Source organism: Bradyrhizobium sp. HKCCYLRH3061 (assembly GCF_051168015.1).
Lineage (GTDB): Bacteria > Pseudomonadota > Alphaproteobacteria > Rhizobiales > Xanthobacteraceae > Bradyrhizobium.
The window spans coordinates 26,980-49,916 of sequence record NZ_JBNPUE010000019.1 but is presented as its reverse complement, the minus strand read 5'-3'; the positions used below and the strand labels follow the sequence as shown (position 1 = coordinate 49,916).

The window sequence follows — 22,937 nt, the reverse complement described above, 5'->3', positions numbered from 1 at the left end:
CGAAGCTGAACCGAAAACACCTGCAGAAAACCATAATTGGTGAGCGACATGACCGATGTCTCCTTCATTCGTTTCTGCCGCCGCGCCGTCCGACGGTTCGCCTGCGACCGCGGTGGCAACATCTCCATGCTGTTCGCCATCTCGCTCGTCCCCATCCTGGCCTTCGTCGGCGCAGGCGTCGACTACAGCCGGCTGAACGCCGCGCGGTCGTCGATGCAGGCTGCGCTCGACGCCACCTCGCTGATGCTGTCGCGCGACCTAGCGCAGGGCACCATCAGCGCAACCGACATCGGAACCAAGGCAAGCGCCTATTTCAAGGCGCTCTACACCAGCACGGACGCGCAGAACGTCACCGTGACGGCCAGCTATACCGCCTCGACCACAACGTCGGCCTCCAACATCCAATTGTCGGCCTCCGGCCAGATCGTCACCCAGTTCATGAGGATTGCCGGCTTTCCGACCATGGACTTCGGCGTCAAAACGACATCGACCTGGGGCGACGTGAAGATGCGAGTGGCGCTCGCGCTCGACAATACCGGCTCGATGGCGTCCAGCGGCAAGATGTCCGCGCTGCAGAACGCCGTGGCCGGCAGCGGCGGGCTGATCGACCAGCTCAGCGCGCTGGCCAAGACCCCGGGCGACGTCTACATCTCGGTCGTTCCATTCGCCAAGGTCGTCAACGTCGGCGCCAGCAATTACGCCAAGGACTGGATCGACTGGACCGACTGGCAGAATCCGCCCACGATCCAGCCTGCCAATGGTTCCTATCAGGCCGCAATCCCGAACGGCAGCTACACGCAATCGCAATGGGACATGGTGGGACCGGGATCCTCCTGTCCGTTCAAGTCCGGCAACGGCTTTCCCTACTTCTCCTGCACCAGCGACCCGGCGACCGGGAGTTCGAGCGCCTCGAGGATTCCGTCGAGCGGGAGCTACACCGGCTACGTCTGCCCGGGCTATGATTCAGCCTCGCACAGCTACTACAATGGCTGCTGGAACAGCGTTCAGACCAGCACGCGGGTGAACTGGTGCACCGGCAGCTATTGCAGCTGCCCGACCAGCGGCAGCAATCTTCCGAACAACACGTGCAGCTGCACGGGAAGCGGATCCAGCACGGTGTGCAAGGTCAACACCTTCACCCACACCTGGGTCGCCAACACCAAGAGCACCTGGACCGGATGCGTCGCCGACCGCACCCAGCCGAACGACGCGAATGCCGTGTCGCCGGCGACCTCCGACGTGACGACGCTGTTCCCGGCCAACCAGCACATGGAGAACAACATCCAGTACTGCAGCAGCACGGCCTCGACGAAACTCGCGGAGATCGTGCCGCTCAGCTACAGCTGGAGCTCGCTGAAGAGCGCCGTCAACGCCATGCAGCCGACCGGCGGCACCAACCAGGCGATCGGACTTGCCTGGGCCGTGCAGTCGCTGATTCCGAACGGCGTGCTGGGCGCGCCGGCGGAGGACGTCAACACCACCTATAATCGCGTCATCATCCTGCTGTCGGACGGCCTGAACACCGAGGACCGCTGGCCCGAATACGGCAACGGCTCGTCGCAAGCCTCGGGCAACCCGATCGACGCGCGCCAGGCCCTGCTCTGCTCGAACCTGAAGAACACCAAGGATTCGAAGGGCAACGCGATGTACACGATCTACACGATCCAGGTGAACACGAGCTCGCCCGCCGACCCGACCTCGACCGTGCTGCAGAACTGCGCCAGCAGTCCCGACAAATTCTACATGCTGACGAGTTCGAGCCAGATCGTGACCACGTTCAACTCGATCGGCACCGCATTGTCGAAGCTGCGGGTCGCCAAATAGCAGAAGCGCCGGGCCCCCGACAGCGCTCTGCCTTCAGCCAACAAAAAAGCCCGGCGCAAGCCGGGCTTTGTGCTCCCTGCGGGCGCGAACGGTCAGTGCGCGGCCGGCGGGGTGAACTTGGCGGCGATGCCTTCCAGCGGCTTGAACGCCTGCTTGGCGAGATCCGAATACAGCCCGGCGATCTTCTGCGAATCGGCGACGAAGGTCTCGTAGGCCGACTTGGCGAACTCGGTCTGCACCTCGAGCACCTTGTCGAGCGACTTCACGCCCTGGAGCTTCTCGACGAACGACTTGGTGTCCTCGAACGACTTCTTGGTGTAGTCGCCATAGGCGGTTGCGATGGCTTGGAGGCCGTTCTGCACGGTCGTCGCGGAGTTCACGACGGTCTCGAACTGCTCTTTGCCGTAGTTCTGAAAGTCTTCAACCTTAAACATGTGGCATTCCTTTCCCTGACTTTGAGCGCCCTCAGGGAAGCCCCGGCTCCCTGACGCGATCACAATATAGTGCAGCGCACAAAATCAATCAAGAATCTTGTGCAATGCACCATCCCGGGCATTGCTCCCCGATCCACCGTCAGGCGCTCCAACCCGGGTCAGTTCGGCAGAAATACCGGCCATCGCCGCAAGGTTTCTTTAATCCTTTGGCAACTCGACCGTCCTAACCTCTCCGGTGGTCCCGGCCAGCGTCGGCCGAACCGTAAAGCTGTTCTAAAACAGCGTCTTAACAAAACCTCAGTTCGGGCCCTTCGATGCTAGGCAGCGTCACGGCACGATCGGGAGGTCCGACAGGCACGGTCAAAGGGGCGTTCGGCACAATTTCGCCTTACGAGCCGGTGATCACGTCAGAAATTGGACGGGGATTTCATGCTTCGCAAAAAAATGGCTTCCTCGCGCCTGTTGCGAGTTGGCGTCTACGGACTGATCACCCTCGCGACGGCAGCAGTGGTCACGGTCGACAGCGCAGAAGCGCGCCGGCGTCATCGGCACCACCACGCGCGTCACTCGCCCCATACCGACGAAGGCAGCTACAGCCCGGCCTTCGCCTCGATCATCGTCGACGGCAATTCGGGCGCGACCCTGACCGCGACCAACCCGGACGCATTGCGGCATCCCGCGTCGCTCACCAAGATCATGACTCTCTATCTGCTGTTCGAGCGCCTGGAGTCGGGCAAGATGAAGCTCGACACCGAGATGCCGGTGTCCGAGCACGCCTCCGAGCAGTCGCCGACCAAGCTCGGCCTGCGCCCCGGCCAGACCATCCGCGTCGAGGACGCGATCAAGGGCCTGGTGACGCGCTCGGCCAACGACGCTGCGGTGGTCATTGCCGAGGCGATCGGCGGCGACGAGGATGATTTCGCCAAGATGATGACGCGCAAGGCGCGCTCGCTCGGCATGAGCCGCACCACTTATGTCAACGCCTCGGGCCTGCCCGCCGACGAGCAGATCACGACGGCACGCGACCAGTCGATTCTCGGCCGCGCCATCCAGGACCGCTTCCCGCGCTACTATCGCTACTTTTCGACCGAGGTCTTCAATTATCGCGGCCAGTCGATCCGCAACCACAATCACCTGCTCGGCAGCGTCGAGGGCGTCGACGGTATCAAGACCGGCTACACGCGCGCGTCCGGATTCAATCTCGTGACCTCGCTGCGCCGCGGCAACCGCCATCTGATCGGCGTCGTGTTGGGCGGCCGCAGCGGCGGTTCGCGCGACGCGATCATGCGCAATTTGCTCGCCGAGAACCTCGAGAAGGGCGCGACCAAGCGCACCGTCGCGGCGATCGGCGAGCGCGGCGGCTCCGATGCCGGCGACGACCGGGGCACGGTCCAGCTCGCCTCGGCGGCGCCAGAGGCCCCGGCCCCGAGCCGCGCCGCCAAGCTGATCTCGACCCTGTCGGAAGCCACCGCGGCCCTGCCGCCGGCGGCGCCGAAGGAAGCGAAGGTCGAGCCCGCGCCGATGACATCGGGTGTGATCCAGACCCAGCCGATGTCGATCGTTCCCGGTTCGACCGAGCCGATGAAGCCCGTCAAGGTCAGGACCGTTCAGGTCAAGGCCGGCGCGGTCAAGCTCGCCACGGCGGCCCCGCAGCCGGTGGCGCCACCGCCTGCCCCGATTGCACAGCGCATCGAAGCGATCGAGCCGGCGCCGCCGATGGTGCGCGCCGAAGCCGCCCGCCCCGAGATGCCGCCGCAGCCGCCGGGCCATGGCACCGGCAACGGCATTCTCGGCGTGCTGCCCGCCTCCAGCCTGCCGGCAGGCTCGTCGCAGGCCATGGCCTATGCTGCGCCTCCGGCCCAGCCGACGCAGATCGCCTCCGCGAGCGCTGCGCCGGAGCTCCCGAGCAAGTCGTCCGTCACGCGGAGCGGCTGGATCATTCAGGTCGGAGCGCTGGACAACGAGGCCGAGGCCCAGAAGCGGATCGAGGCGGCCCGCAGCTCGGCACAAGGTCTCCTCAGCAAGGCCGATCCCTTCACCGAGACGGTCGCGAAGGGCGACAAGACCCTCATCCGCGCCCGCTTCGCCGGCCTCGATCGTGATCAGGCCGAGGCCGTCTGCAAGAAGCTGAAGCGCGCCGACATCTCCTGCATGACCGTGCACAACTAACGCACCGACATCACGACATATGAGGCCCGCGCGACACACGCGCGGGCCTTTTTCTTTGCGCGCGTGCGACACCGCCGCGAACGCGCTCGCGCAAACCACTCGTCAAGGAATTGCCGCTAGAACTTTTTCACCATGTCGCACGATCGCGCCTGACAGAGCCGGGAGCCGCTGATGTCGACATGGCTGTGATGGAAGCAGTTTCGATCTGTGGCGTTGGTGGCGTTGCCGGAGTTAGCCGTGATGCGTACGAAGCAGAGTATCCTTGGCCTCGTTCACCCGGGCGGCGAGATACGTCGACCCCCCTTGGTCGGGATGCAGTTTCTTCATGAGCGCACGGTGGGCACGCCCGATCTCGTCTCGCCCCGCGCCCGGCTGCAGGCCAAGGATCTGATAGGCCTCCTCTTCCGTCATTTTGGAGCTCGACGCCGCGCGGCGCTGCCGCCCTGCCGCATCGCCTTGCGCGTGCTGACGCCAAGTGGGAAACCGGCGGTCCAGATAAGTTTCAAGTAGAGCGACGCTGTCGGCATCGAGGCTCGGTGCCATCGCCGCGAGCTGCGGCAGATCGAACTCGTCGAGCGACCGGCCGGCATGGATGCCGGCGACGAAGCGGCCCAGCATCTGGCCACTGTCGTGATCGAGCACCATCTCGATGAACTGCGAGCGCACCCGCGAGCTCTGACCGGACGAGCGCTGCCCACCCAGCCCGAACATGCTGCCGAGATTGCCGAGCCCGCCGGGTGACCAGCCGAGCAGCCCCGCCCCGAACAACCCGATCGGGATCGCCACCACCAGCTCGCCGCGAAGGCCGGTGAAAGCTGCCACCGCAAGGCAGCCGATGCCGCCGGCAACCTTGATCGCGCGCGCCAGCGCCGCCGGATTGGCGTTCCGGAACATCTGCAGCAACAGATAAAGGGTGATGACGGCGACGGCGCCAGCGATCAGTGTCATGGGCCGAATATAGAGCGTGTCGGCACAAAAAGCATGATCGGCTGCGTCCCCGACCGGCAGGCTCGAGCCGGTGCGCTTGATGTTGGCGGCGGCCGAAATCGATCTCTACTTCATCTGCCCGATCAGGCGTGCCGCGCCCGCTTCGGAGCCGGCGAGCCGGAGCAGCGCCGCGCGACCGCCCGCAGCGTAGGCCGCGGCGGCGCGCAGGAGCTCGCGCAACTGCGCGGAGGCGCCCGGATCGAACCTGCACCACGCTCCTCCCGAGAGCCGCGCCATCTCGCGAAACGCCTGCTCGGCCGCGGGCTCATGGCCCTCCTGGAACATGAACAGCGGGACCTTCAACAGCCCGAGCTCGCCGGCCTTCGCACAGAGCTCGTCGACATTCTCCTCCATCGCGTCGCCAACGAACACGACGGCGCGGATTCCGGACGCTGTCGCATGGCGCCGCGCCTCGGCAAGAACCTTGCCGATCTGGGTCTTGCCGCCGCGGCAATCGATCTTGCCCATCAGCCGGGCGAGCTCGGCGCTGTCGGAGATCCAGCCAGTGGCGCGACATTCGTTGAAGCCCCTGTAGTACACCAGCCGGATATCAAGGCTGCCGAGGGCGGCAGCCTCGCGGAACATGTCGGCCTGCAGGGCACAGGCCATGTCCCAGGTTGGCTGCCGGCTCAACGTCGCATCGAGCGCGAAGACGAGGCGGCCTCTGGTCCCCAGAGCCGCGGGAGCCATGGCCTTGGCCTGCGCGACGAATGCCGCAATCGCGTCTGCCGTGGAATGCTCATTGTCCGGCAAGCGCTGCTGACGCGAGCCATCGTCGGGCGAGGTGATCGGGGCAGAACCGGGCTTCGAACGATGATCGACCATGCACGCACCTTGCTCGGACGCGCATCATGTGGGCAGGCGGATGGACAGCTTCAATGACGGCAGTGACATCTGCCGGATACGCCGTTCGTTCCCGTCGCAAGGGCCGCAAGGATCAGGCGAGACCGGCGTGCGCCCCGCCCCTGCCCCCTCAATGCGTCAGCGGCTTGGCCGGCGTCGCGGTCTTGCCGACCGGCGCATAAGGCGCGACGGGACCCGGATCGAGCAACGGGGTATTGGTCTTGACCGGCCCGATGTCGCTGGTGCTGCTGTCGCTGTCGGCGAGGAATTTGTCCAGCATGGCCTGGATCGACGACTTGGCGTCGTCGGGTCCTGTGTCGCGCATGTCGTTGTGCTGGAAGTCCGTCTTGACGACGGTGATGCCTTCCTTCTCGCAGATGTCGTCGCTCGGGATCACGCCGGGATCGGTCTTGAACTGCGGGTCCTTCGAGCGGAACGACAGGATCTTGAACCTGCCGTCGGTGACGAACGGGACGCGGAGGTTGTCGAGCGTGACCACCTTCCGGACGTCCTCGGGATACTGCTTGGCGAAATACATCGAGATGTCGCCGCCCATCGAATGACCAACAATCGTCAGATGATCATAGTCGGCATTCGGCTGCACCTGGTGCATCTGCTCGACGGCGAATCGGATGTTGGCCACACCGCGCTGGATCTGCGGCAGCCGGCCGACATAGGGCTCGCCGATCTTCGTCACCATCGGCGCATCGGTCGGCAGGTCGTGCTGGATGCTGACCGCCATGTAGCCGCGCGCAGCAAATACGTTGGCCAGGAACGAGTACTCGGTGAACTTGACGGTGTTGCCGTGATTGAGGATCGCGACCGGCAGCTTGATCATGCCGGCTTCGGCCTGCATCTCCTTATCGCGGCGGACGGCGACGGCGACTTCGACCAGACGGTTGTCGCGCGAGGCGTCATAGAACCTGATGGTCTCGTGCCGGATCGCCCACTTGCTCGCGGTGAAGTAGCCGACGGCCGCCAGCACGCTGACAGACACAAGAACGGTTATTCCACGCTTCATGTTCGTCCCTCGGGAGCACAATCAAAGGTAGTTTTGAACCTGTAAGACTCTCGCGACCCGTTCTGTTTAATATATGTAACGGCGCTGTGACAGGAAGACCAAATGTTGTGTATCCGTCGCCCGTTCGTTGTGCGCCGCACCTAGTTGCTGTGCAGCAGAGCGGGTTCCGCCGCCCCCTCTTGTGACTTGAGCCCTGAACGTCAGGTTCAAATCAGTCATGAATTTGACGGTAATCTAGCGAAATTGGCGGCCGCGGCGTTGACCTGAGACAAATCTTCTTCCGTCCAGACCAAACAGGCTGAACGCGCCGCTACCCGCCGCCGCTGTCCGGAGATTTTTAACCAAGCCGCGGGCACGTTCAACGTGCACAATGTCTCAGGCGAGGGTTCGCCTGACTACGGACGGTATTCAGGCGCTGATGATGTCGTGCAGGTCGAGCGGCTTGTCGACCTGGGCGAACCATTCGGCGCGGTTTGCGGCGCGGCGGCGGCCGCGCTCGTCCAGCGGCAGCTTGAGCTGGCGCAACAGGCTGGTGACCTCCTCCCGGGCCGTGACGTGGCCGAGATTGGGGCGGGTGCCCAGGGTCGCCTCGTCGATGTCGTCGAGCGCGGTCAGTCCGCGCGGGAAGAACTCGCGATAGACGACGCGCTCGGCAAAGCCGTCGATGGCGCGAAAGCCGAGCCGCAGCGACAGGTCCTTGAGGCCGTCGGCGACCAGTTGCTTGTTGCGGGAGCCGAGCATCGACAGCCGGTTGCGGACCACGATCCAGTCGGTCATCGCACCGTCCACCTGGCGGCGCTTGCGCCGGACGTCACGCACCATCTCCGCATAGTGGCTCTCGCCGGTCACGGCATAGGTCGCGGGATCGACCGTTCCCAGCACGTCGAAGTCGAGGAAGCTGTCGTTGATCGGCGTGACCAGCGTATCCGCCATCGAATGCGCCAGGCGCATCAGGTAGCTGTCGTTGCCGGGCGTATCGATGACGATGAAATCGAACGAGCGTTCGACGGCGCTCACGGCCTCCATGAACTGCTGGAACTCGGTGTTCTCGTTCTCGTCGATCTGCAACGTCCTGCCGAGCTGGATGCAGTAGTGCGTCGGCAGCTCGAGGCGCAGGCCGGTGCGGCGCGCCCAGGCGCTCCGGTTGTTGATGTAGTGGGTGAAGCTCTGCTGGCGGCAATCGAGATCGATCGTGGCGACACGCTGGCCAGCCTTCAGGAGTGCCACGGCAATATGCAGGGCGGTGGTCGACTTGCCCGACCCGCCCTTCTCGTTTCCAAGCACAACCACGTGGGCCGAGCCCGATTGTCCTTGGCTAGTCTGCACCAGCATGTTGTCGACCTCTTACGATCATCTTCGAGTCACGGTCGTCTGCGGTCAAGTGAAATGCATCGTCATCGTGAATCCCACGGGGGAGCATCCTCCGCTACTACTTGACGCGCGCGTTTACCAACTCCGCATCGGACGCGGAGACGTGCTAACAGGCGTATTCAAGTATGCTGAGCGGCGTGCCGCGTCCTTGTTAAGGGCGGTCGCCCGAGCGTCAAGGCCGAACAGAGCAACCGCAATTTTTCGCTGTGAGATCGAGCAAAAATGTCACGAAGCCCGCGCGTCGCCCGCACCGTTTCCGCCCTCCGCCGCGAGCTCGACAGCTTGCGCGCGAGAAAAGCCAGCATCGCGCTCGTGCCGACCATGGGCGCGCTGCATGAAGGGCACATCTCGCTGGTCCGGCAGGCGAAGCGCCGCGCCGACAAGGTGGTCGTCTCGATCTTCGTCAACCCGACTCAGTTCGCGCCGACGGAGGATTTCGGGTCCTACCCCCGGACCTGGAAGGAGGATGTTGCGAAACTTGCGGCCGAGCGCGTCGATCTGATCTGGCATCCCGACGCGAAGGCGATGTATCCGGACGGCTTCGCGACGCGGATCGTGCCGGAAGGCGCGGCATTGGCCGGGCTGGAGGACCGCTTCCGTCCGCATTTCTTCGGCGGGGTGGCGACCGTGGTCGCCAAGCTGTTCACGCAATGCCGGCCGGACGTCGCGATCTTCGGCGAGAAGGACTATCAGCAGCTCCGCGTCGTCGCCCAGATGGCGCGCGACCTCGATCTCGGCGTCCGCGTCGTCGGATCGCGTACGGTGCGCGAACGCGACGGACTCGCGATGTCGTCGCGCAATGTCTACCTCTCGGCAGATGAGCGGCGGGCGGCGCCGACGCTGCACCGTGTCCTGAAGGAGCTGGCGGCCCGGCTGCGCGCCGGCGAAGACATGCAGGCGGCGGTTGATGATGGCGCCGCCGCAATCACCGAAGCCGGCTTCGCCTTGGACTATCTCGAGGTCCGCCACGCCGAGACGCTGGCGCCCATCGCCCCGAACGAGTCGGGACCCAAGCGCATCCTGGTCGCAGCGAAGATCGGAACCACGCGACTGATCGACAATATCGCGGCGTGAGGCGCCGGGAGACCGGCGGTCCGCCAAGACACCGTGAGCGGCTCCCTCGCCCGCAAGGCAGAGGCAACGGCAGCCGACGCCGCCTCGAACGTACGCCCTGCCCTTGCGAGCGAGGCTGAACTTCCGCCGCGCGTGAGATGCTCACGCGCAACACCACCGGCACGTCGAGGTGCTACAGCAACCCGAGATCGCGCAGCTCGCGGCGCAGCGGCTCGGGCATGGCTTCGACGCCCGCCGCACTGGCCTTGCCGAGATCGGCCGGCGCATCCTCGGCGGTCAGATAGCGCCACCCCTGGAACGGACGCATCGGCCGCGGCGACACCGCGATCACCTTCGGCTGCATGATGATGCGGCACCGCCCGATGCCGTCGCCGTCGCGGAACGGCTCGATGCCGACGATCTTCTCGCGCGCGGCGACCTCACCGCGAATCACCCAGTACAGCGAGCCGCCGGCGAGGATGTCCTCGACCCGTTTCGGCGTCATCCGCGTGACATGGACATGCTGCTGCGGCAGGCCCTTCTTCTTGGCCGCGAGCATGCGCTCGGCGATCCACTCCTTCAGCTCTTTCACGGACTCGCAGCCGACGGCGAGCTTGATCAGGTGCAGAGGCATGATGGCGGTTCGACCAGCGGGATCTATTCGTTGTTGGCGGCCGGCTCGGCGGCCTCAGGCGCCGCTTGAGGCGCCGCAGCGGCCGGCTTCGGCTTCGGCGCGGCCCTCTTGGCCGCCGGCGCCTGGGCGTGGCTGGCAGCCACGCTCGGTGGGGCTGCGGGCGACGGCGTAAGCTGCGTCGGCGGTTTCGGCGCCGCGGCTGCCGGGGCGGCCGAGCGCGTCGAGGCCGTCGGCTCGGGATTCATGATGCTGACCGGCGGGGTATTCGCCGAGCTGGGAAATTCCGCGGTCGTCGGCTTGCCGCTCGGCGCCGACGGCGCCACGCCTGGAGGCGCCAATCCCGCAAAGGTTCCAGCGACGGGCTGGCCCGGCGCCGCATTCCACTGCGAGGCGTAGCGCGTCACCAGGCCCTCATAGGTCCGCCCTTCCATGTTGTTCATCAGTTGCTGGCGATCGCCCACGGCACGGAACATCACGCAATCGCTCGGCGTGCAGCGGTCGCGTGTCAGCAGCACATAGGCCATCAGGCCATAGCGATCGCGCTCGACGGCACGGCGCAGCGCCAGCAGCTCCGCGGTCATCACCTTGTTGGCGCTGGCGACGTCGCCCACCTGGGACAGCCGGCTCAGCATGCCCGCCGCATAGCTGACGGCAGCGGCCGTCATCTCGGCCGATCCGAACAGGCTCTTCTCGCAATTCGCGAGCACCAGATCGCCGGCGAGATCATCCACGCAGGCCAGCGCGGGCGGCGAGAGGCCGACGGAGGCGGTCACCGCAGGATCGCCATTGGCGCCACGCGGGGTCGCATCCTGGCTCCGCATCATCGACGCCACCGCAATCCCGACCGCCAGCAGCGTGATCACCGTCAGCGCGCCGTTGGCGACCGATTTCTCGGCCCTGAGCAGCGTCGTCAGGACGACCAGCGCAAAGAAACCCGCCGCGGCAACGGTGAGCCACATCGGGAACGCCGGTGAGTTCAAGAGCTGATCCAACGAGGAAGGCCAGGTCGAGTTCATGCGCGCTTGTTCCTGACGTGGGCCAGCGAAAGCGGCCCCGATGGCGTCCCTACATGGGACGGCCGTGAAACGATCATCAAATTCAAATGATCACCCGATCGATTGCGGCCCCACCAAGACAATAAGACGATTCCATGCGCCTGCGGGCGCCGGATGGTGTGGAGCTACCCGCTATCCCCAAAAGGGATCGCGCAGCAATCGTCATCGTCTCGCGCCACGGCTCCCGAACGCGTGGCAACTCTCCCTCTCGCTTCGGCTACGTCTCCGGCGGCCGCGTCCGCCGACGCGGCACGTGGTTCTCAAGACAAGGCCAATTGGCTCTCTCGGGCAACCCGCTCAAAGGCTTCCGTCGAGCTTTTGATCCGATACTGGCAGTCGTCGTCTTCCGTCGGAAGCTGGCGGATGATCTCGTAGGTGCCTGTGGCCGCCGGACGCGAGACGTTGCTCGCGGTGAAATAGACGGTCGCCCCAATGGGGAACTTGTGTTTCAACGCCCTCTCCTGCTCGCATGCCGGCAAGAGCCCCTGGTCCCGCTGCCCGAGCCGGCGTGTCTTTATAAATATCGCGCTTATATCACGCCGCCGCCCGCCCTGACCAGCGACCTCACGACTTGGCAAACGCGGAGATTGCGAGATTCTTCAACGGGATGGGTCCGCAAACGGTATTCCTGGACGAGCGGCTCGGGGCGCGCTCGTCCACCACGGACCAAATCGCGAACAGACGAGACCGTTCAGACGTTCTCGACCCGCTCGATGACCCAGTCCTCCGCGAGGCCGTCCTTCACCCAGGCCGCGAAGGCCGGCATCGCCATCATCATGTCCATGTAGGCGCGGGTTTCGGCGGCGACCGGAATGGCGAAGCTGTGGAAGCGCGTGACCACCGGGGCGAACATGGCGTCGGCGGCGCCGAAGCGGCCGAACAGGAACGGCCCGCCATGGCCGTAGCGGGCACGGCAGTCGCGCCAGATGTCCTCGATCCGCGCGATGTTGGCCTTGGCATCGGCTGACAGTTCCACCGGCCGCACCGGCCGGTGGAGATTCATCGGGCATTCGTTGCGCAAGGCCGGAAAGCCGGAGTGCATCTCGGCGCAGACCGATCGCGCATGGGCGCGGGCAGCGGCATCGGCGGGCCACAGCCCCGCCTGCGGGAAGCGCTCGGCGAGATATTCGATGATCGCGAGCGAATCCCACACGCTGATCGCGCCATCGATCAGGATCGGCACCTTGCCGGCCGGGGAATGCTTGAGGATGCGCGCCTTGTCGGCGGGATCGTCGGTGTAGAGCGGGATCACGATCTCATCGAAGGCGATGTCGCAGCCGCGCAGCGCCAGCCAGGGCCGCATCGACCATGAGGAATAGTTCTTGTTGCCGATCACCAGCTTCAGCGTCATGTCGCACCGTCTCCGTGTTGGGCGTGGACGGCCCGCGCAGCCGCGCCGTCGACGCTCATGCTATCGGCGACGCATACAGGATGATCGGCCGTTGCGTCGACACACAAGCGCCCGACCACGCGCCCGCCTTCATGCGTCGCCGGCCGCAGATCAGCGGGCGAAATCTTGTGGCGTGAACGACATCTCGATCACCTTCCACTCGTCGTAGCGATCGGGAGGCAACATCGCGTAGGGCTGGCAGGCATTCAACGCCTGGACCGCGCTCTCCTTGAGCTGGATCGCCTTGGAGGCCGCGACGACCTCTATCACCTCCGGCTCTGTCGCCAGCCGTCCATCGGGTGTCATGCCGAAGCGCAGCCTGATGAGCACGTTGTCCGACAGCGACAGCGAGGCCGGCAGCCGCGCGCAGCTCCTGACCTTCTGCCGCAGAGCCGCTTCCAGATTGGCGGCGAGGTTCGTCGTCGCGGTCGGCCCGGCGTCCTTGCCGTCCTCCGGGCCGCCGGGACGCGGTAACGGAGACAATGGCTCGGGCAGACCGAGCATGACCCCATACTTCACCGTGAGATCCGGTTCGGGAGGCACATAGGTCGGCGCGGGTGCCGGCACGGGTGGCGGCGCCGGCTTGACGGCGGATCTGCTCTCCGCCTTTGCGGCCGTCTTCACCGCTTTGGGCGATGCTGCCGGCGCCGGCTGTTTCGCCGCCGGCGCGGCCGGCATCGGAGGATTGGGGGTCTCCTTGGCGTCCTGCGGCGGACTGGGCGGTGGCGGTGCGGCGGCCGCCGGCGAGGCGTTCGGGTCCGGCTGCGGCAGCACCAGATCCGGCGTCGGGGATGGCGATGGCGTGGCGACGGGCTCGGGCGTCTTCTGCGGCTCGTCGGCGTCGACGATGTTGACCTCGATCTCGTCGCTCTTGGGCAGCTCATAAGGCCGGACCGTGGTCGAGACCACGACCCCACCGGCGATCAGGAGATGCGCGAGCACGGACGCGGCGATGCCCCAACGGATGAACTGCCAACGTTCCATGCTGCTTCACTACGCCCGCGCATGAGCGAAGGTGCGCGTCGCGCCATCGCTCCGATCATCGGCAGGGAATGCGGCAACCGCCGTCGTGCGGCCCGCCGGCCGCGCCCTGTCATGTCAGGCTTTAGCATAAATGCGCGGGCGCCGCCCTCAATCCCATTTCGGCGCAAAGGCGAAGTTGGTCATCCGCCCCTCGGGACTGCCCATCGCGAAGATGTCGGCCATGTCCTGCTCGGACAGCTCGAAATCGAACACGTCGAGGTTCTCGGACAGCCGTTCGATCTTGGAGGTGCGCGGGATCGCCACGACGCTCTGCTGCACCAGCCAGCGCAGGCAGATCTGCGCCGGGCTCTTGCCATGGGCGCGGCCGATCCGCGTCAAGGTCGGATCGTTCTTGATCTTGCCCTTGGCGATCGGGCTGTAGGCGACGAGCGCGACGCCATGGCGCGCGCAGGCCTCGCGGACCTTGGTCTGATCGAGATAGGGATGATACTCGACCTGGTTGCACACCAGCGGCTCCGGCGACGCCGCCACCGCCTCGTCGAGCAGACCGACCGTGAAATTGGACACGCCGATGTGGCGTGCGAGCCCGAGCGTCTTGGCATGCGCGAGCGCCCCAAGCGTCTCCGCCAGCGGCACGTGAGGGTTGGGCCAGTGCAGCAGCAACAGGTCGACCTCGGAGACGCGCAGGCGGACCAGGCTCTCCTTGGCCGAGCGCTCGAGATCGTGCGGCGCGAAATGCGTGGTCCACACCTTGGTGGTCAGGAACACCTCGTTGCGCCGGACGCGGGACGCACGCAGGCCCTCGCCGACCTCTTGCTCGTTCTCATAGACCTGCGCGGTGTCGATGTGCCGGTAGCCGAGGGTGAGCGCCTGCTCGACGATGCGGCTGCAGGCGCGCCCGCGCAGCTCCCAGGTTCCGAGACCCAAAGCGGGAATCCTGGCACCGTTGGCCTCGATCATCAGCATGGCCGTGCACTCCAGAGCGCGTGCAACATTATGTAGGCACACGCCGGGCGTTGCCAACGCACGACCCGTGGTTGGCTTAAGTCTTGGCTAAGGCGGCAAACACCGTCTCGGGCGCATGCGCGATGACGGTGAGCAGCGCGCGCGCCGGGCCGCGCGGCATGCGCTTGCCCTGCTCCCAATTGCGGATGGTCTCGACGGGCACACCGAGCTTGGCGGCGAATTCCTGCTGGGTCAGATGCACCCGCCGCCTGAGATCGCGCACTTCGAGCGGAGCCGCGGGCGCCAGCGGAATCTCCTCGCCGTCGCGCAGCTCCACGATCCGTCCATCTGCCTTCAGCCGCAAGCGTTGCATCGTCCGACTCCGTGTCGAGCGACAGTCTCGCCGAACCGCGTTAAGGCCGGATTAACGATATAAGTCGTTCAGGCGCAGCGGTTATTTCAGGCCGAACCAGAGCGTGGCGATGCCCAGAAACGAGAAGAAGCCGACCACGTCGGTCACCGTCGTGACGAAGGTTCCGGAGGCTACCGCCGGGTCGGCGCGGACCCGTTCGAGCACCATCGGGATCAGGATGCCGCCCAGCGCACCCGCGACGAGATTCGAGATCATCGCAAGCCCGATCACGATGCCGAGCCCGGGCATCTTGAACCACGCCACGGCGGCGATGCCGGTGACGAGCGCGAAGGCCAGGCCATTGACGAGCCCGACCAGCCCCTCGCGCATCACCACCCGCATCGCATTGTTCGGCCCGAGTTCGCGCGTCGCCAGCGCGCGCACTGCGACCGTCATGGTCTGGGTCGCGGCGTTGCCGCCCTGGCTGGCGACGATCGGCGCCAGCACGGCGAGCGCGACCATCTGCTGCAACTGGCCCTCGAACAGGCCGAGCACCGAGGACGCCAGGAACGCGGTGGCAAGATTGATCAGCAGCCAGTTGAAGCGGCCCTTGGCGATGGTCCAGACGCTGTCGGATAGCTCCTCGTCGCCGGACACGCCGCCGAGCGCCTTGAAATCCTCGTCGGCCTCCTCCTCGATGACGTCGACCACGTCGTCGATGGTGATGACGCCGGCCAGCCGGTTCTCGGCATCGACCACGGGGGCTGCGACCAGATTGTACTTGCCGAACAGCCGCGCCACCTCGGCGAGATCGTCGGTGACGGTGACGCGACGGCGGTCCTCGTCGATCAGATCGGCCAGCGGAACCGGACGGCGGGCGCGCAGCAGCGCATCGAGCGACACCGCGCCCTGCCAATGCCGTGCGTCGTCGACCGCATAGATCTCGTAGAACCGCTCGGGCAGATCCCGCGTCTCGCGCATGTAGTCGATGGCTTCGCCGACCGTCCAGCCCAGCGGAACCGCGATGAACTCGCGCTGCATGCGGCGGCCGGCCGAGCCCTCGGGATAATCGAGGCTGCGCGCGAGCGCGTCGCGCTCGGACGGCGGCAGGCGTTCGAGGATCTCCTCCTTGTCCTCCTCGTCGAGGCTTTCCAAGAGCTCGACGGCGTCGTCGGATTCGAGCTCGCGCACGCCCTCCGCGACGGTCTCGGGCTCGAGTTCCTCGAGGATCTCCTCGCGGACCGCGTCGTCGACCTCGTTCAGCGCGGAGAAGTCGAAATCGGTGCCGGTCAGCTCGACCAGCCGGACACGGTCGTCCGGCGCGAGCGCCGCGATCAGGTCGCCGAGATCGGCCTCGTGCAGCTCGGCGACCTCGGCGCGCAGGAACGCCTCGTCCTCGGCGGCGATGGCCGCCGCGATGGCGGCGATGAATTCGGCGCTAATCTCGCCGGATTCGGTGCGCATCGGCGCGCGATCGCGTAGAGTTGCATCAGCATGGGCAACGTCCGATGTCTCGTTCATGACGTGCCTCACGCGCTTGATTTCAGAGCAAATGGTCTGATTTGTGCTTCACGCATTACATAATCGGCAACAGCGAGCGCAACGGGAAAAGATGCGGCCTTGGCGATCGATGACGGGATGGGTAAACGCGGCCGGCGTCGTGGCGGCGCTGCTCGCGGCTGACGTCGCCGCAGCCGCGCCTGCCGCATGCCCGCGCGAAGGTACGCTCGGCACGTCGCGCATTCTCACCGTCGACGCCGGCACACATCCGCGCGTCGGCCTGAAGAGCTTCCCGGACACGCTGCCGCTGCATGACGGCGAGGTGGTGCTGACCTTCGACGACGGCCCGTCGCCGCCGATGACCGACAAGGTGCTCGCCGCGCTCGCCAGGGAATGCGTGCGCGCGACCTTCTTCCTGGTCGGCCAGCCTGCGTCGGGCCGCGCCGCGCTGGTGCGGAAGATCGCGGCCGAAGGCCACACCGTCGGTCATCACACCTTCACGCATGCGCATCTCGCGCACATCACGCCGGAACAGGCCGTCGCTGAGATCGATCGCGGCATCGCCGCCGACGAGAAGGCGCTCAACGGCGTCGAGACGACCACGCCGTCGACGCCATTCTTTCGCTTCCCCTATTTCGAATCGACACCGGCGACGCTCGACCTGCTGCAGTCACGCGGCATCGTCGTGTTCGGCGCCGACTTCTGGGCCGGCGACTGGAACCCGCTGTCGCCGCAGCAGACTCTCCACCGGCTGACCAGCCGGCTGAACCAGGCGCGCAAAGGCATCATCCTGCTGCACGACCCGCAGCCGCGCACGGTGGCCATGCTGCCGGCGTTCCTGCGCTACCTGAAGAAGCACGGCTATCGCGTGGTCCATGTGGTGCCGAAGCCGCCGGAGGATTTGCATCACGACGAGCATAGCGAGCGCCCTTCAGCCGCGCCGACGCCGCCGCACGAAGGTGGTTAATCCGTCGTTCAGGACCACTGTCTACGCTCGACTGCCGTGATCGCGGCGATTTCTGCCGCTTGCAATCCGGCAACAGCCGCTGGCAAACCGGAACCCGGAACGATGTCATCTCGCGACAGCCGAACATCCCTGCTATGTCTTGGCGGTCGCTTGCCTGCCCCCCGCGGCTGCGACACATCATCGACCGTGGAAGACCCTGGCCGAAGGAGCCGGGACCGTGAAGGGAATGTGAGCAGCGTGATGCGTGATCGTTGGTGGGCTTGCGTCGGACGGCCAACATGGCTCGCAGTGCTGTTGGGCACCGTCGCCTGCTTCGCCTCCAGTGTCGGATCGTCGGCCGCACCGGTGGCCGATTGTCCCGGGCATCCGAACGCGCTCGGCACGTCGCGCGTCCTGGTGGTCGATCCGCGCGAGCATCCGCGCATCGGCGCGATGCAGTACAAGGAGACGCTGCCGCTTCGGGATCACGAGGTCGTCATCACCTTCGACGACGGCCCGCTGCCGAAATACAGCAATCAGGTGCTGCAGATCCTCACCGACCAGTGCGTCAAGGCGACGTTCTTCACCATTGGCCGCCAGGCCAAGGCCGATCCCGAGGGCGTGCGGAAGCTTGCGGCCGCCGGCCACACCATCGGCACCCACAGCCAGAACCATCCGCTGAGCTTCAACAAGATGACGCTCGACCAGGTCAAGCCCGAGGTCGACCAGGGCATCGCCTGGACGACGGCGGCGCTGACCGATCCGTCGGCGCTGTCGCCGTTCTTCCGCGTGCCCGGCCTGCTGCGCGGCGACGCCGTGGAGAGCTACGCCGCCTCGCTCGGCCTGCAGCTCTGGAGCGCCGACTTCCTCGCCGACGACTGGCGCAACATCTCCGGCGCCAAGGTCTACGAGCTCGCGATGAAGCGGCTGGAGGCGCGCGGCAAGGGCATCCTGCTGCTGCACGACATCCATGCGCGCACCGTGACGGCGCTGCCGAAGATCCTCGCCGAGCTCAAGGCCAAGAACTACCGAATCGTCCACGTCGTGGCGGCGACGCCGGACCTTCCGGCGACGCCGACCGAGCCCGAGGATTGGCTGGTGCACCGCCCGTCGGACGAGACCCCGGTGGCGCATTGGCCGAGGATAGCGCCCGTCGATCTCGCTGGCGCCGATACGAGGGCCCGCGCCAGGCTGGATGATTTCGGCATTCTCGACGTGCCGGCGGCCGTCGGACGTGTCGCGCAGAAGCCGGCATGGCCGCGTCCGCCGCTCGCGCGGCGGCTTGCGGCGCCGGCCTTGGCAGCGCCGGCGTCCGATCTGTTCGCATGGCCGCCTGTCGCGCCGCTGTCGGCGCAGCGGCGCCAGCTGGCCCGGCTCGAAAGCCCGGCGCCGAAGGCTGTGGCCGCCAAGCCGGCGCCGCGCCCGGTGCGCCTCGCCAGCCTCAGGCGGCGCTGAACATTCGCAGATGTTGCAGGTGAGGACGCGAAGACGATTCGCCCGCGCCGCGCGCGATCAGTTCGAGACCAGCTTGCTGACGCAGAGGATGACGGCGGCCGCCAGGAAGAACAGGTCCATGTAGGACTTCTTCTCGCCGTCCTTGCGCAGCGATCCGACGTCGGACACCACCTGCCTGCTGACCACCTGCCCGACCGGCCCGTCGCCGAGCATGCCGGCCAGACGGCGAACGTCCGACTCCATCTTCTCGATCCGTCCGAAGAAGTGGAAGGTGCGCACCACCGTGACGGCGCGCATGCCGGCATAGATCAGCACCACCAGCGCCAGCACGGCGCGGTTCTGGTACTTCTCGACGTAGTTCAGGCTGAGATAGACGGCCGCGAGAAATACGAAATTCGAGACGAAGCGGTACACGAGGCCCGTGAAGTTCATCTGCTCCCCCACATGATGTTCGGATCACTGGCCGACGACAGAACTCACGAAACGCGTTTCGCCCCCGCGTCCTGGTCCAACCGGCGTCACCCTAGGAGAGCGGGCTTGCGAATTCGTGAAGTGGAGATTTTGCAGCGCCAGAACAGGCCCGCTTGGTAAACAAGGGACTGCCCGGCGGGCGCCGCTGCAGCCTGCAATTGCAGGGCTGCAGCGGCTCCCGCACTATGCGCCGAACCGGGCCGGCGCGCAGGCGGCGACGTCGACGCTCGGCGCCTCGCCGCTCATCAGCTCGGCGAGGATGCGGCCGGTCGCAGGCCCCAGCGTGAAGCCCTGGTGGCCGTGGCCGAAATGCAGCCACAGGCCCTTGTGACGCGCCGCCTGGCCGACCACCGGCAGCATGTCGGGCATGCACGGCCGCGTGCCGATCCACGGCTCGGGCTCGACCGGCTTGCCGAGATCGATGAGCTGGCGCGCGGCAGCCTCGGCCTTGCCGAGCTGAACCGGGGTCGATTTCGCATTCGGCGATGACAGCTCGGCGCCGGTCGTGATGCGCACGCCGAGCGCCATCGGGTTCATCAGATAGCCGCGCGCCGCATCGCGCAGCGGCAGATCGAGCGGCGCGCCGCCGGTGTAGTGACGGTGATAGCCGCGCTTGCGCACCATCGGGATGTCGTAGCCGAACCGCGTCAGGAACTCCGGCGACCACGGCCCGAGCGCGACCACCACGGCCTCGGCTTCGATGCGTCCCTCCGCGGTGGTGACGGCCCAGCCGCTGCCCGCCTGCGCGAGCGTGGTCGCGTCGCCACGCAGCAGCTTGCCGCCACGACGCGTGAACAGCTCGGCATAGGAGGCGACGAGGCTGCCGGGATCGGACACGGTCCACGGCTCCTGCCAGTGCAGGCCGCCGATGCCGCTGTCGATCAGCCCGGGCTCGGCCTGCTTGAGCTGCTGCGCGCTCAAGAGCTTGAACTTGACGCCGAACGCCTTGCCGACCGCCTCGGCCTCCCTGGCCTCCTTGTCGAACTGCGCCTGCGTCCGGTGCAGCACGCGGAAGCCGTCGCGGCGCACGAGGTTGCCGGCGCCGGCCGCGAGGATCAGCGGCTCGTGCTCGGGCGCGGCGCGCGCGATCAGTTGCGCATAGGTGCGCGTCAGCACCTCGTGGCGCGCGGGGAACGAATTCCACCAATATTGCAGCAGCGGCCGGACGTGATAGGGCAGCGCCGCGAGGCTGTAATGCACGTCGTTGGTGCGCGCCAGCGCGATGTCGAGCACGCCGGCGAGATCATAGGGCATCGCGTAGGGCCGGACGGCCTCGCTCTGGATGATGCCGGCATTGCCATAGCTGGTCTCGCGGCCCGGCTCCCTGCGGTCGACCAGCGCCACTGACCAGCCGCGGCTCTGCAGATGCAGCGCCGTGCCGACGCCAACCATGCCGCCACCGAGAACGATCGCGCTTCGCATCGTCATCACTCCTACCTCAGGTCCGCGCCGCCGCGACGACGGTGACCTCGATCTTCACATCCGCGATCATCTGCGCCTGCACCGTGGTACGGACCGGCAGCGGATCCTTGAAGTGCCTGCGATAGGCTTCGTTGTAGGCGGCGAAATCCGCCTTGTCGGCGAGGTGCACCATGCAGGACACGATGTCGTCGAGCGTCAGGCCTTCGCCGGCCAGCGTTTCCGCGATGTGCTTGAAGACGAGGTCGGTCTGCGCCGCGATCCCTTCGGGAATGCTGCCGTCATCGGCGACCGGCACTTCGCCGGACAGGAACACCAGGCCGCCGGCGCGGCGCACCAGCGAGAACGGCCATGAGGGGGCGTCGGACATCGTTAGTCGCTCCAGGATGTAGTGATCATGAGGGCCGCCTCAATCCCACGCCATGAAGCCCGGCGTCTGCGCCAGCGGCGGCAGCGACGCGAGCCTTGCGAGATCCGGCCGCGGACGGCGAAGCTCGGCGTCATCGGCAAAGGCGGCTTCCAGCGCCGCGGCCACGCCGAGCACCAGCGCATCGCCGCCGCGCGGGCCGACGATCTGCAGGCCGAACGGCAGGCCGTTGTCGTCGAGGCCGAGCGGCAGGCTGAGCGCGGGATGCCCGGCCAGGGTCACCGCATAGGCGAGCGCCAGCCAGTGGAAGTAGGACCGCGTCGGCACGCCGTCGATCTCGGCCGGATAGAGCTCCGCCCAGGGCCGCGGGCTCAAGGTGATGGTCGGGCTGATCAGCACGTCATGGCTGGCGAAGAAGCTCTGATAGGCGCGGTAGATCCGGGTCTGGTTGGCGCTCGCGCGCGAGAAATCCTCGAGGCTGTAGCCGAGCCCCTCCTCGACATTGGCGCGCACGTTCGGCCCGATCATCTCGGGGCGTTCGCGATAATTCTTGCCATGCTGGGTCAGGAACAGCGAGGCGCGCAGCACCGCAAAGGTCTCGTCGGCCCCGCTGCAATCCGGCGCGCCCTCGTGCGTCTCGGCAAACAGCGGCGCGATGCGCGACACGCGCGCACGGAAGGCGCGGCGGATCAGTTGTTCGGTCGGCGCGAAGCCGAAATCCTCGGTGAAGGCGAGCCTGAGCTTGTTCAGTTCCACCGCTGGCGGCACCGCCCAGCGCGCTGGCGCGCCGCGCACGGCCTCGCCGGGCAAGGTGTAGGCGAGCGGATCGCGCGCATCGTCGCTTGCCATCACCGACAGCATCAGCGCGGTGTCGGCGACGTCGCGCGCCATCGGCCCGTCGGTCGACAGGCACGACCAGCCATGGGCGCGCTTCTCGCTGGCGACGAGGCCGTAGGACGGCCGCATCCCAACAATGCCAGAGAAGCCGGCCGGATTGCGCAAGGACCCGCCGGTGTCGGAGCCGGAGGCCAGCGGGGCCATGCCGCAGGCGAGCGCGACCGCCGAACCGCCGGAGGAGCCGGCGGCCGAGCGCGTGGGATCGAACGGGTTTCCGGTGGCGCCGAACACGGGATTGCGGGTGTTGCCGCCCGCCGCCCATTCCGGCGTGTTGGTCTTGCCGAAGATGATCGCGCCGGCCGCGCGCAGCCGGCCCACCGAGGCCTGGTCGACGGCCGGGACATTGTCGGCCAGGATCGGGCTGCCATAGGTCGAGCGCATCCCGGCGGTGTCCTGGGTGTCCTTGATCAGCACCGGCAGGCCGTGCAGCGGCCCCCTGTCCTCGCCCCTGACGATCTCGGCCTCGGCGCGCTTGGCGGCCGCCCGGGCGCCAGCTTCATCCAGGGTCACCACCGCGTTGACCGCCGGGTTCACCGCCGCGATCCGTTCCAGACACGAGTCGAGCAGCGCAACCGGGGAGATCGCCTTTGTTTTCAGCAGCTTGACCAGCTCGACGGCGGTCTTGTCGCAAATCGATTGCACTGGGCTTCTCTTTTCCGTTTCGGAAAACTATTTAGCATATAGGAAATCGAATGCACGACCTGAAAACGCATTGTTCCACCGCTGTCCACGCATGACCTTCGGACGTCGGAGCACACAATTGAATTTCCTGCGCTTTGGGGCGAGATTGCCCGAACTGCCCCGGCCATCGGCACGCCTG

General features: G+C 66.5%; 22 protein-coding genes. 5 read left to right on the top strand and 17 right to left on the bottom strand.

Annotation, left to right across the window (positions count from 1 at the left end):
• Positions 1–48 precede the first annotated feature (48 nt).
• Positions 49–1,824 (top strand): TadE/TadG family type IV pilus assembly protein, encoded by a 1,776-nt coding sequence (locus tag ACQR2C_RS26370; RefSeq protein WP_315804136.1) that lies wholly within the window; start codon positions 49–51, stop codon positions 1,822–1,824.
• Between the two features lie 92 nt (positions 1,825–1,916).
• Here ACQR2C_RS26370 and ACQR2C_RS26365 read toward each other — a convergent pair whose 3' ends face one another.
• On the bottom strand, positions 1,917–2,258 hold the full coding sequence (locus ACQR2C_RS26365) for a phasin family protein (RefSeq protein ID WP_315718372.1): 342 nt from the start codon (positions 2,256–2,258) through the stop codon (positions 1,917–1,919).
• A 429-nt stretch (positions 2,259–2,687) separates the two neighbouring features.
• Between ACQR2C_RS26365 and ACQR2C_RS26360 the strand changes: the two genes are divergently transcribed.
• A complete protein-coding gene (locus ACQR2C_RS26360; protein WP_315804137.1) occupies positions 2,688–4,427 on the top strand; it encodes a serine hydrolase in 1,740 nt (579 codons plus the stop codon).
• Between the two features lie 231 nt (positions 4,428–4,658).
• Here ACQR2C_RS26360 and ACQR2C_RS26355 read toward each other — a convergent pair whose 3' ends face one another.
• The 4 genes from ACQR2C_RS26355 to ACQR2C_RS26340 all read right to left on the bottom strand — a co-directional run bounded on the left by ACQR2C_RS26355 (position 4,659) and on the right by ACQR2C_RS26340 (position 8,610).
• Positions 4,659–5,375: a DnaJ domain-containing protein gene (locus ACQR2C_RS26355; protein WP_316237485.1), complete on the bottom strand. Its 717-nt coding sequence runs from the start codon at positions 5,373–5,375 to the stop codon at positions 4,659–4,661.
• 105 nt (positions 5,376–5,480) lie between these two features.
• Positions 5,481–6,239 (bottom strand): VWA domain-containing protein, encoded by a 759-nt coding sequence (locus tag ACQR2C_RS26350; protein WP_316181817.1) that lies wholly within the window; start codon positions 6,237–6,239, stop codon positions 5,481–5,483.
• A gap of 148 nt (positions 6,240–6,387) precedes the next feature.
• A complete protein-coding gene (locus ACQR2C_RS26345) occupies positions 6,388–7,278 on the bottom strand; it encodes an alpha/beta fold hydrolase (protein ID WP_316181816.1) in 891 nt (296 codons plus the stop codon).
• 408 nt (positions 7,279–7,686) lie between these two features.
• Positions 7,687–8,610: a division plane positioning ATPase MipZ gene (locus tag ACQR2C_RS26340; protein WP_315718368.1), complete on the bottom strand. Its 924-nt coding sequence runs from the start codon at positions 8,608–8,610 to the stop codon at positions 7,687–7,689.
• A 261-nt stretch (positions 8,611–8,871) separates the two neighbouring features.
• On the opposite strand from ACQR2C_RS26340, the gene panC reads away from it, so the two are divergent.
• Positions 8,872–9,723, top strand: a complete 852-nt coding sequence (panC, locus tag ACQR2C_RS26335) for a pantoate--beta-alanine ligase (RefSeq protein WP_434838277.1) — start codon at positions 8,872–8,874, stop codon at positions 9,721–9,723.
• Between the two features lie 172 nt (positions 9,724–9,895).
• Here panC and ACQR2C_RS26330 read toward each other — a convergent pair whose 3' ends face one another.
• The 8 genes from ACQR2C_RS26330 to mgtE form a co-directional block, all read right to left on the bottom strand.
• Positions 9,896–10,336, bottom strand: a complete 441-nt coding sequence (locus ACQR2C_RS26330) for a DUF1489 family protein (protein ID WP_315804143.1) — start codon at positions 10,334–10,336, stop codon at positions 9,896–9,898.
• A 23-nt stretch (positions 10,337–10,359) separates the two neighbouring features.
• Positions 10,360–11,352: a hypothetical protein gene (locus tag ACQR2C_RS26325; protein ID WP_315804144.1), complete on the bottom strand. Its 993-nt coding sequence runs from the start codon at positions 11,350–11,352 to the stop codon at positions 10,360–10,362.
• 299 nt (positions 11,353–11,651) lie between these two features.
• A complete protein-coding gene (locus ACQR2C_RS26320) occupies positions 11,652–11,843 on the bottom strand; it encodes a hypothetical protein (RefSeq protein ID WP_315718364.1) in 192 nt (63 codons plus the stop codon).
• 239 nt (positions 11,844–12,082) lie between these two features.
• On the bottom strand, positions 12,083–12,742 hold the full coding sequence (locus ACQR2C_RS26315; RefSeq protein WP_316181807.1) for a glutathione S-transferase family protein: 660 nt from the start codon (positions 12,740–12,742) through the stop codon (positions 12,083–12,085).
• Between the two features lie 150 nt (positions 12,743–12,892).
• The gene (locus tag ACQR2C_RS26310) at positions 12,893–13,765 is read right to left on the bottom strand and encodes a hypothetical protein (protein ID WP_434847047.1); all 873 of its coding nucleotides are present in this window, start codon (positions 13,763–13,765) and stop codon (positions 12,893–12,895) included.
• 147 nt (positions 13,766–13,912) lie between these two features.
• The gene (locus tag ACQR2C_RS26305; protein ID WP_434882444.1) at positions 13,913–14,731 is read right to left on the bottom strand and encodes an aldo/keto reductase; all 819 of its coding nucleotides are present in this window, start codon (positions 14,729–14,731) and stop codon (positions 13,913–13,915) included.
• A 76-nt stretch (positions 14,732–14,807) separates the two neighbouring features.
• Positions 14,808–15,083 carry a helix-turn-helix domain-containing protein gene (locus ACQR2C_RS26300; RefSeq protein ID WP_315718360.1) on the bottom strand — a complete coding sequence of 92 codons (276 nt, stop codon included), beginning with the start codon at positions 15,081–15,083 and terminating at the stop codon, positions 14,808–14,810.
• Between the two features lie 81 nt (positions 15,084–15,164).
• A complete protein-coding gene (gene mgtE / locus ACQR2C_RS26295) occupies positions 15,165–16,583 on the bottom strand; it encodes a magnesium transporter (RefSeq protein ID WP_316181803.1) in 1,419 nt (472 codons plus the stop codon).
• A gap of 109 nt (positions 16,584–16,692) precedes the next feature.
• Between mgtE and ACQR2C_RS26290 the strand changes: the two genes are divergently transcribed.
• Together ACQR2C_RS26290 and ACQR2C_RS26285 are read left to right on the top strand one after the other, a co-directional pair.
• Positions 16,693–17,529 carry a polysaccharide deacetylase family protein gene (locus ACQR2C_RS26290; protein WP_434882443.1) on the top strand — a complete coding sequence of 279 codons (837 nt, stop codon included), beginning with the start codon at positions 16,693–16,695 and terminating at the stop codon, positions 17,527–17,529.
• 240 nt (positions 17,530–17,769) lie between these two features.
• Positions 17,770–18,963, top strand: coding sequence for a polysaccharide deacetylase family protein (locus ACQR2C_RS26285; protein ID WP_434882442.1), 1,194 nt, complete (start codon positions 17,770–17,772; stop codon positions 18,961–18,963).
• A 57-nt stretch (positions 18,964–19,020) separates the two neighbouring features.
• On the opposite strand, the gene ACQR2C_RS26280 is transcribed toward ACQR2C_RS26285, so the two are convergent.
• The 4 genes from ACQR2C_RS26280 to ACQR2C_RS26265 all read right to left on the bottom strand — a co-directional run bounded on the left by ACQR2C_RS26280 (position 19,021) and on the right by ACQR2C_RS26265 (position 22,759).
• Positions 19,021–19,395 (bottom strand): hypothetical protein, encoded by a 375-nt coding sequence (locus ACQR2C_RS26280; RefSeq protein ID WP_315804151.1) that lies wholly within the window; start codon positions 19,393–19,395, stop codon positions 19,021–19,023.
• Positions 19,396–19,617: 222 nt separating this feature from the next.
• On the bottom strand, positions 19,618–20,856 hold the full coding sequence (locus ACQR2C_RS26275) for an NAD(P)/FAD-dependent oxidoreductase (RefSeq protein WP_315804152.1): 1,239 nt from the start codon (positions 20,854–20,856) through the stop codon (positions 19,618–19,620).
• Positions 20,857–20,872: 16 nt separating this feature from the next.
• The gene (locus tag ACQR2C_RS26270) at positions 20,873–21,223 is read right to left on the bottom strand and encodes a RidA family protein (protein ID WP_315804153.1); all 351 of its coding nucleotides are present in this window, start codon (positions 21,221–21,223) and stop codon (positions 20,873–20,875) included.
• Positions 21,224–21,262: 39 nt separating this feature from the next.
• A complete protein-coding gene (locus ACQR2C_RS26265) occupies positions 21,263–22,759 on the bottom strand; it encodes an amidase (RefSeq protein ID WP_434882441.1) in 1,497 nt (498 codons plus the stop codon).
• Between the last annotated feature and the right edge of the window lie 178 nt (positions 22,760–22,937).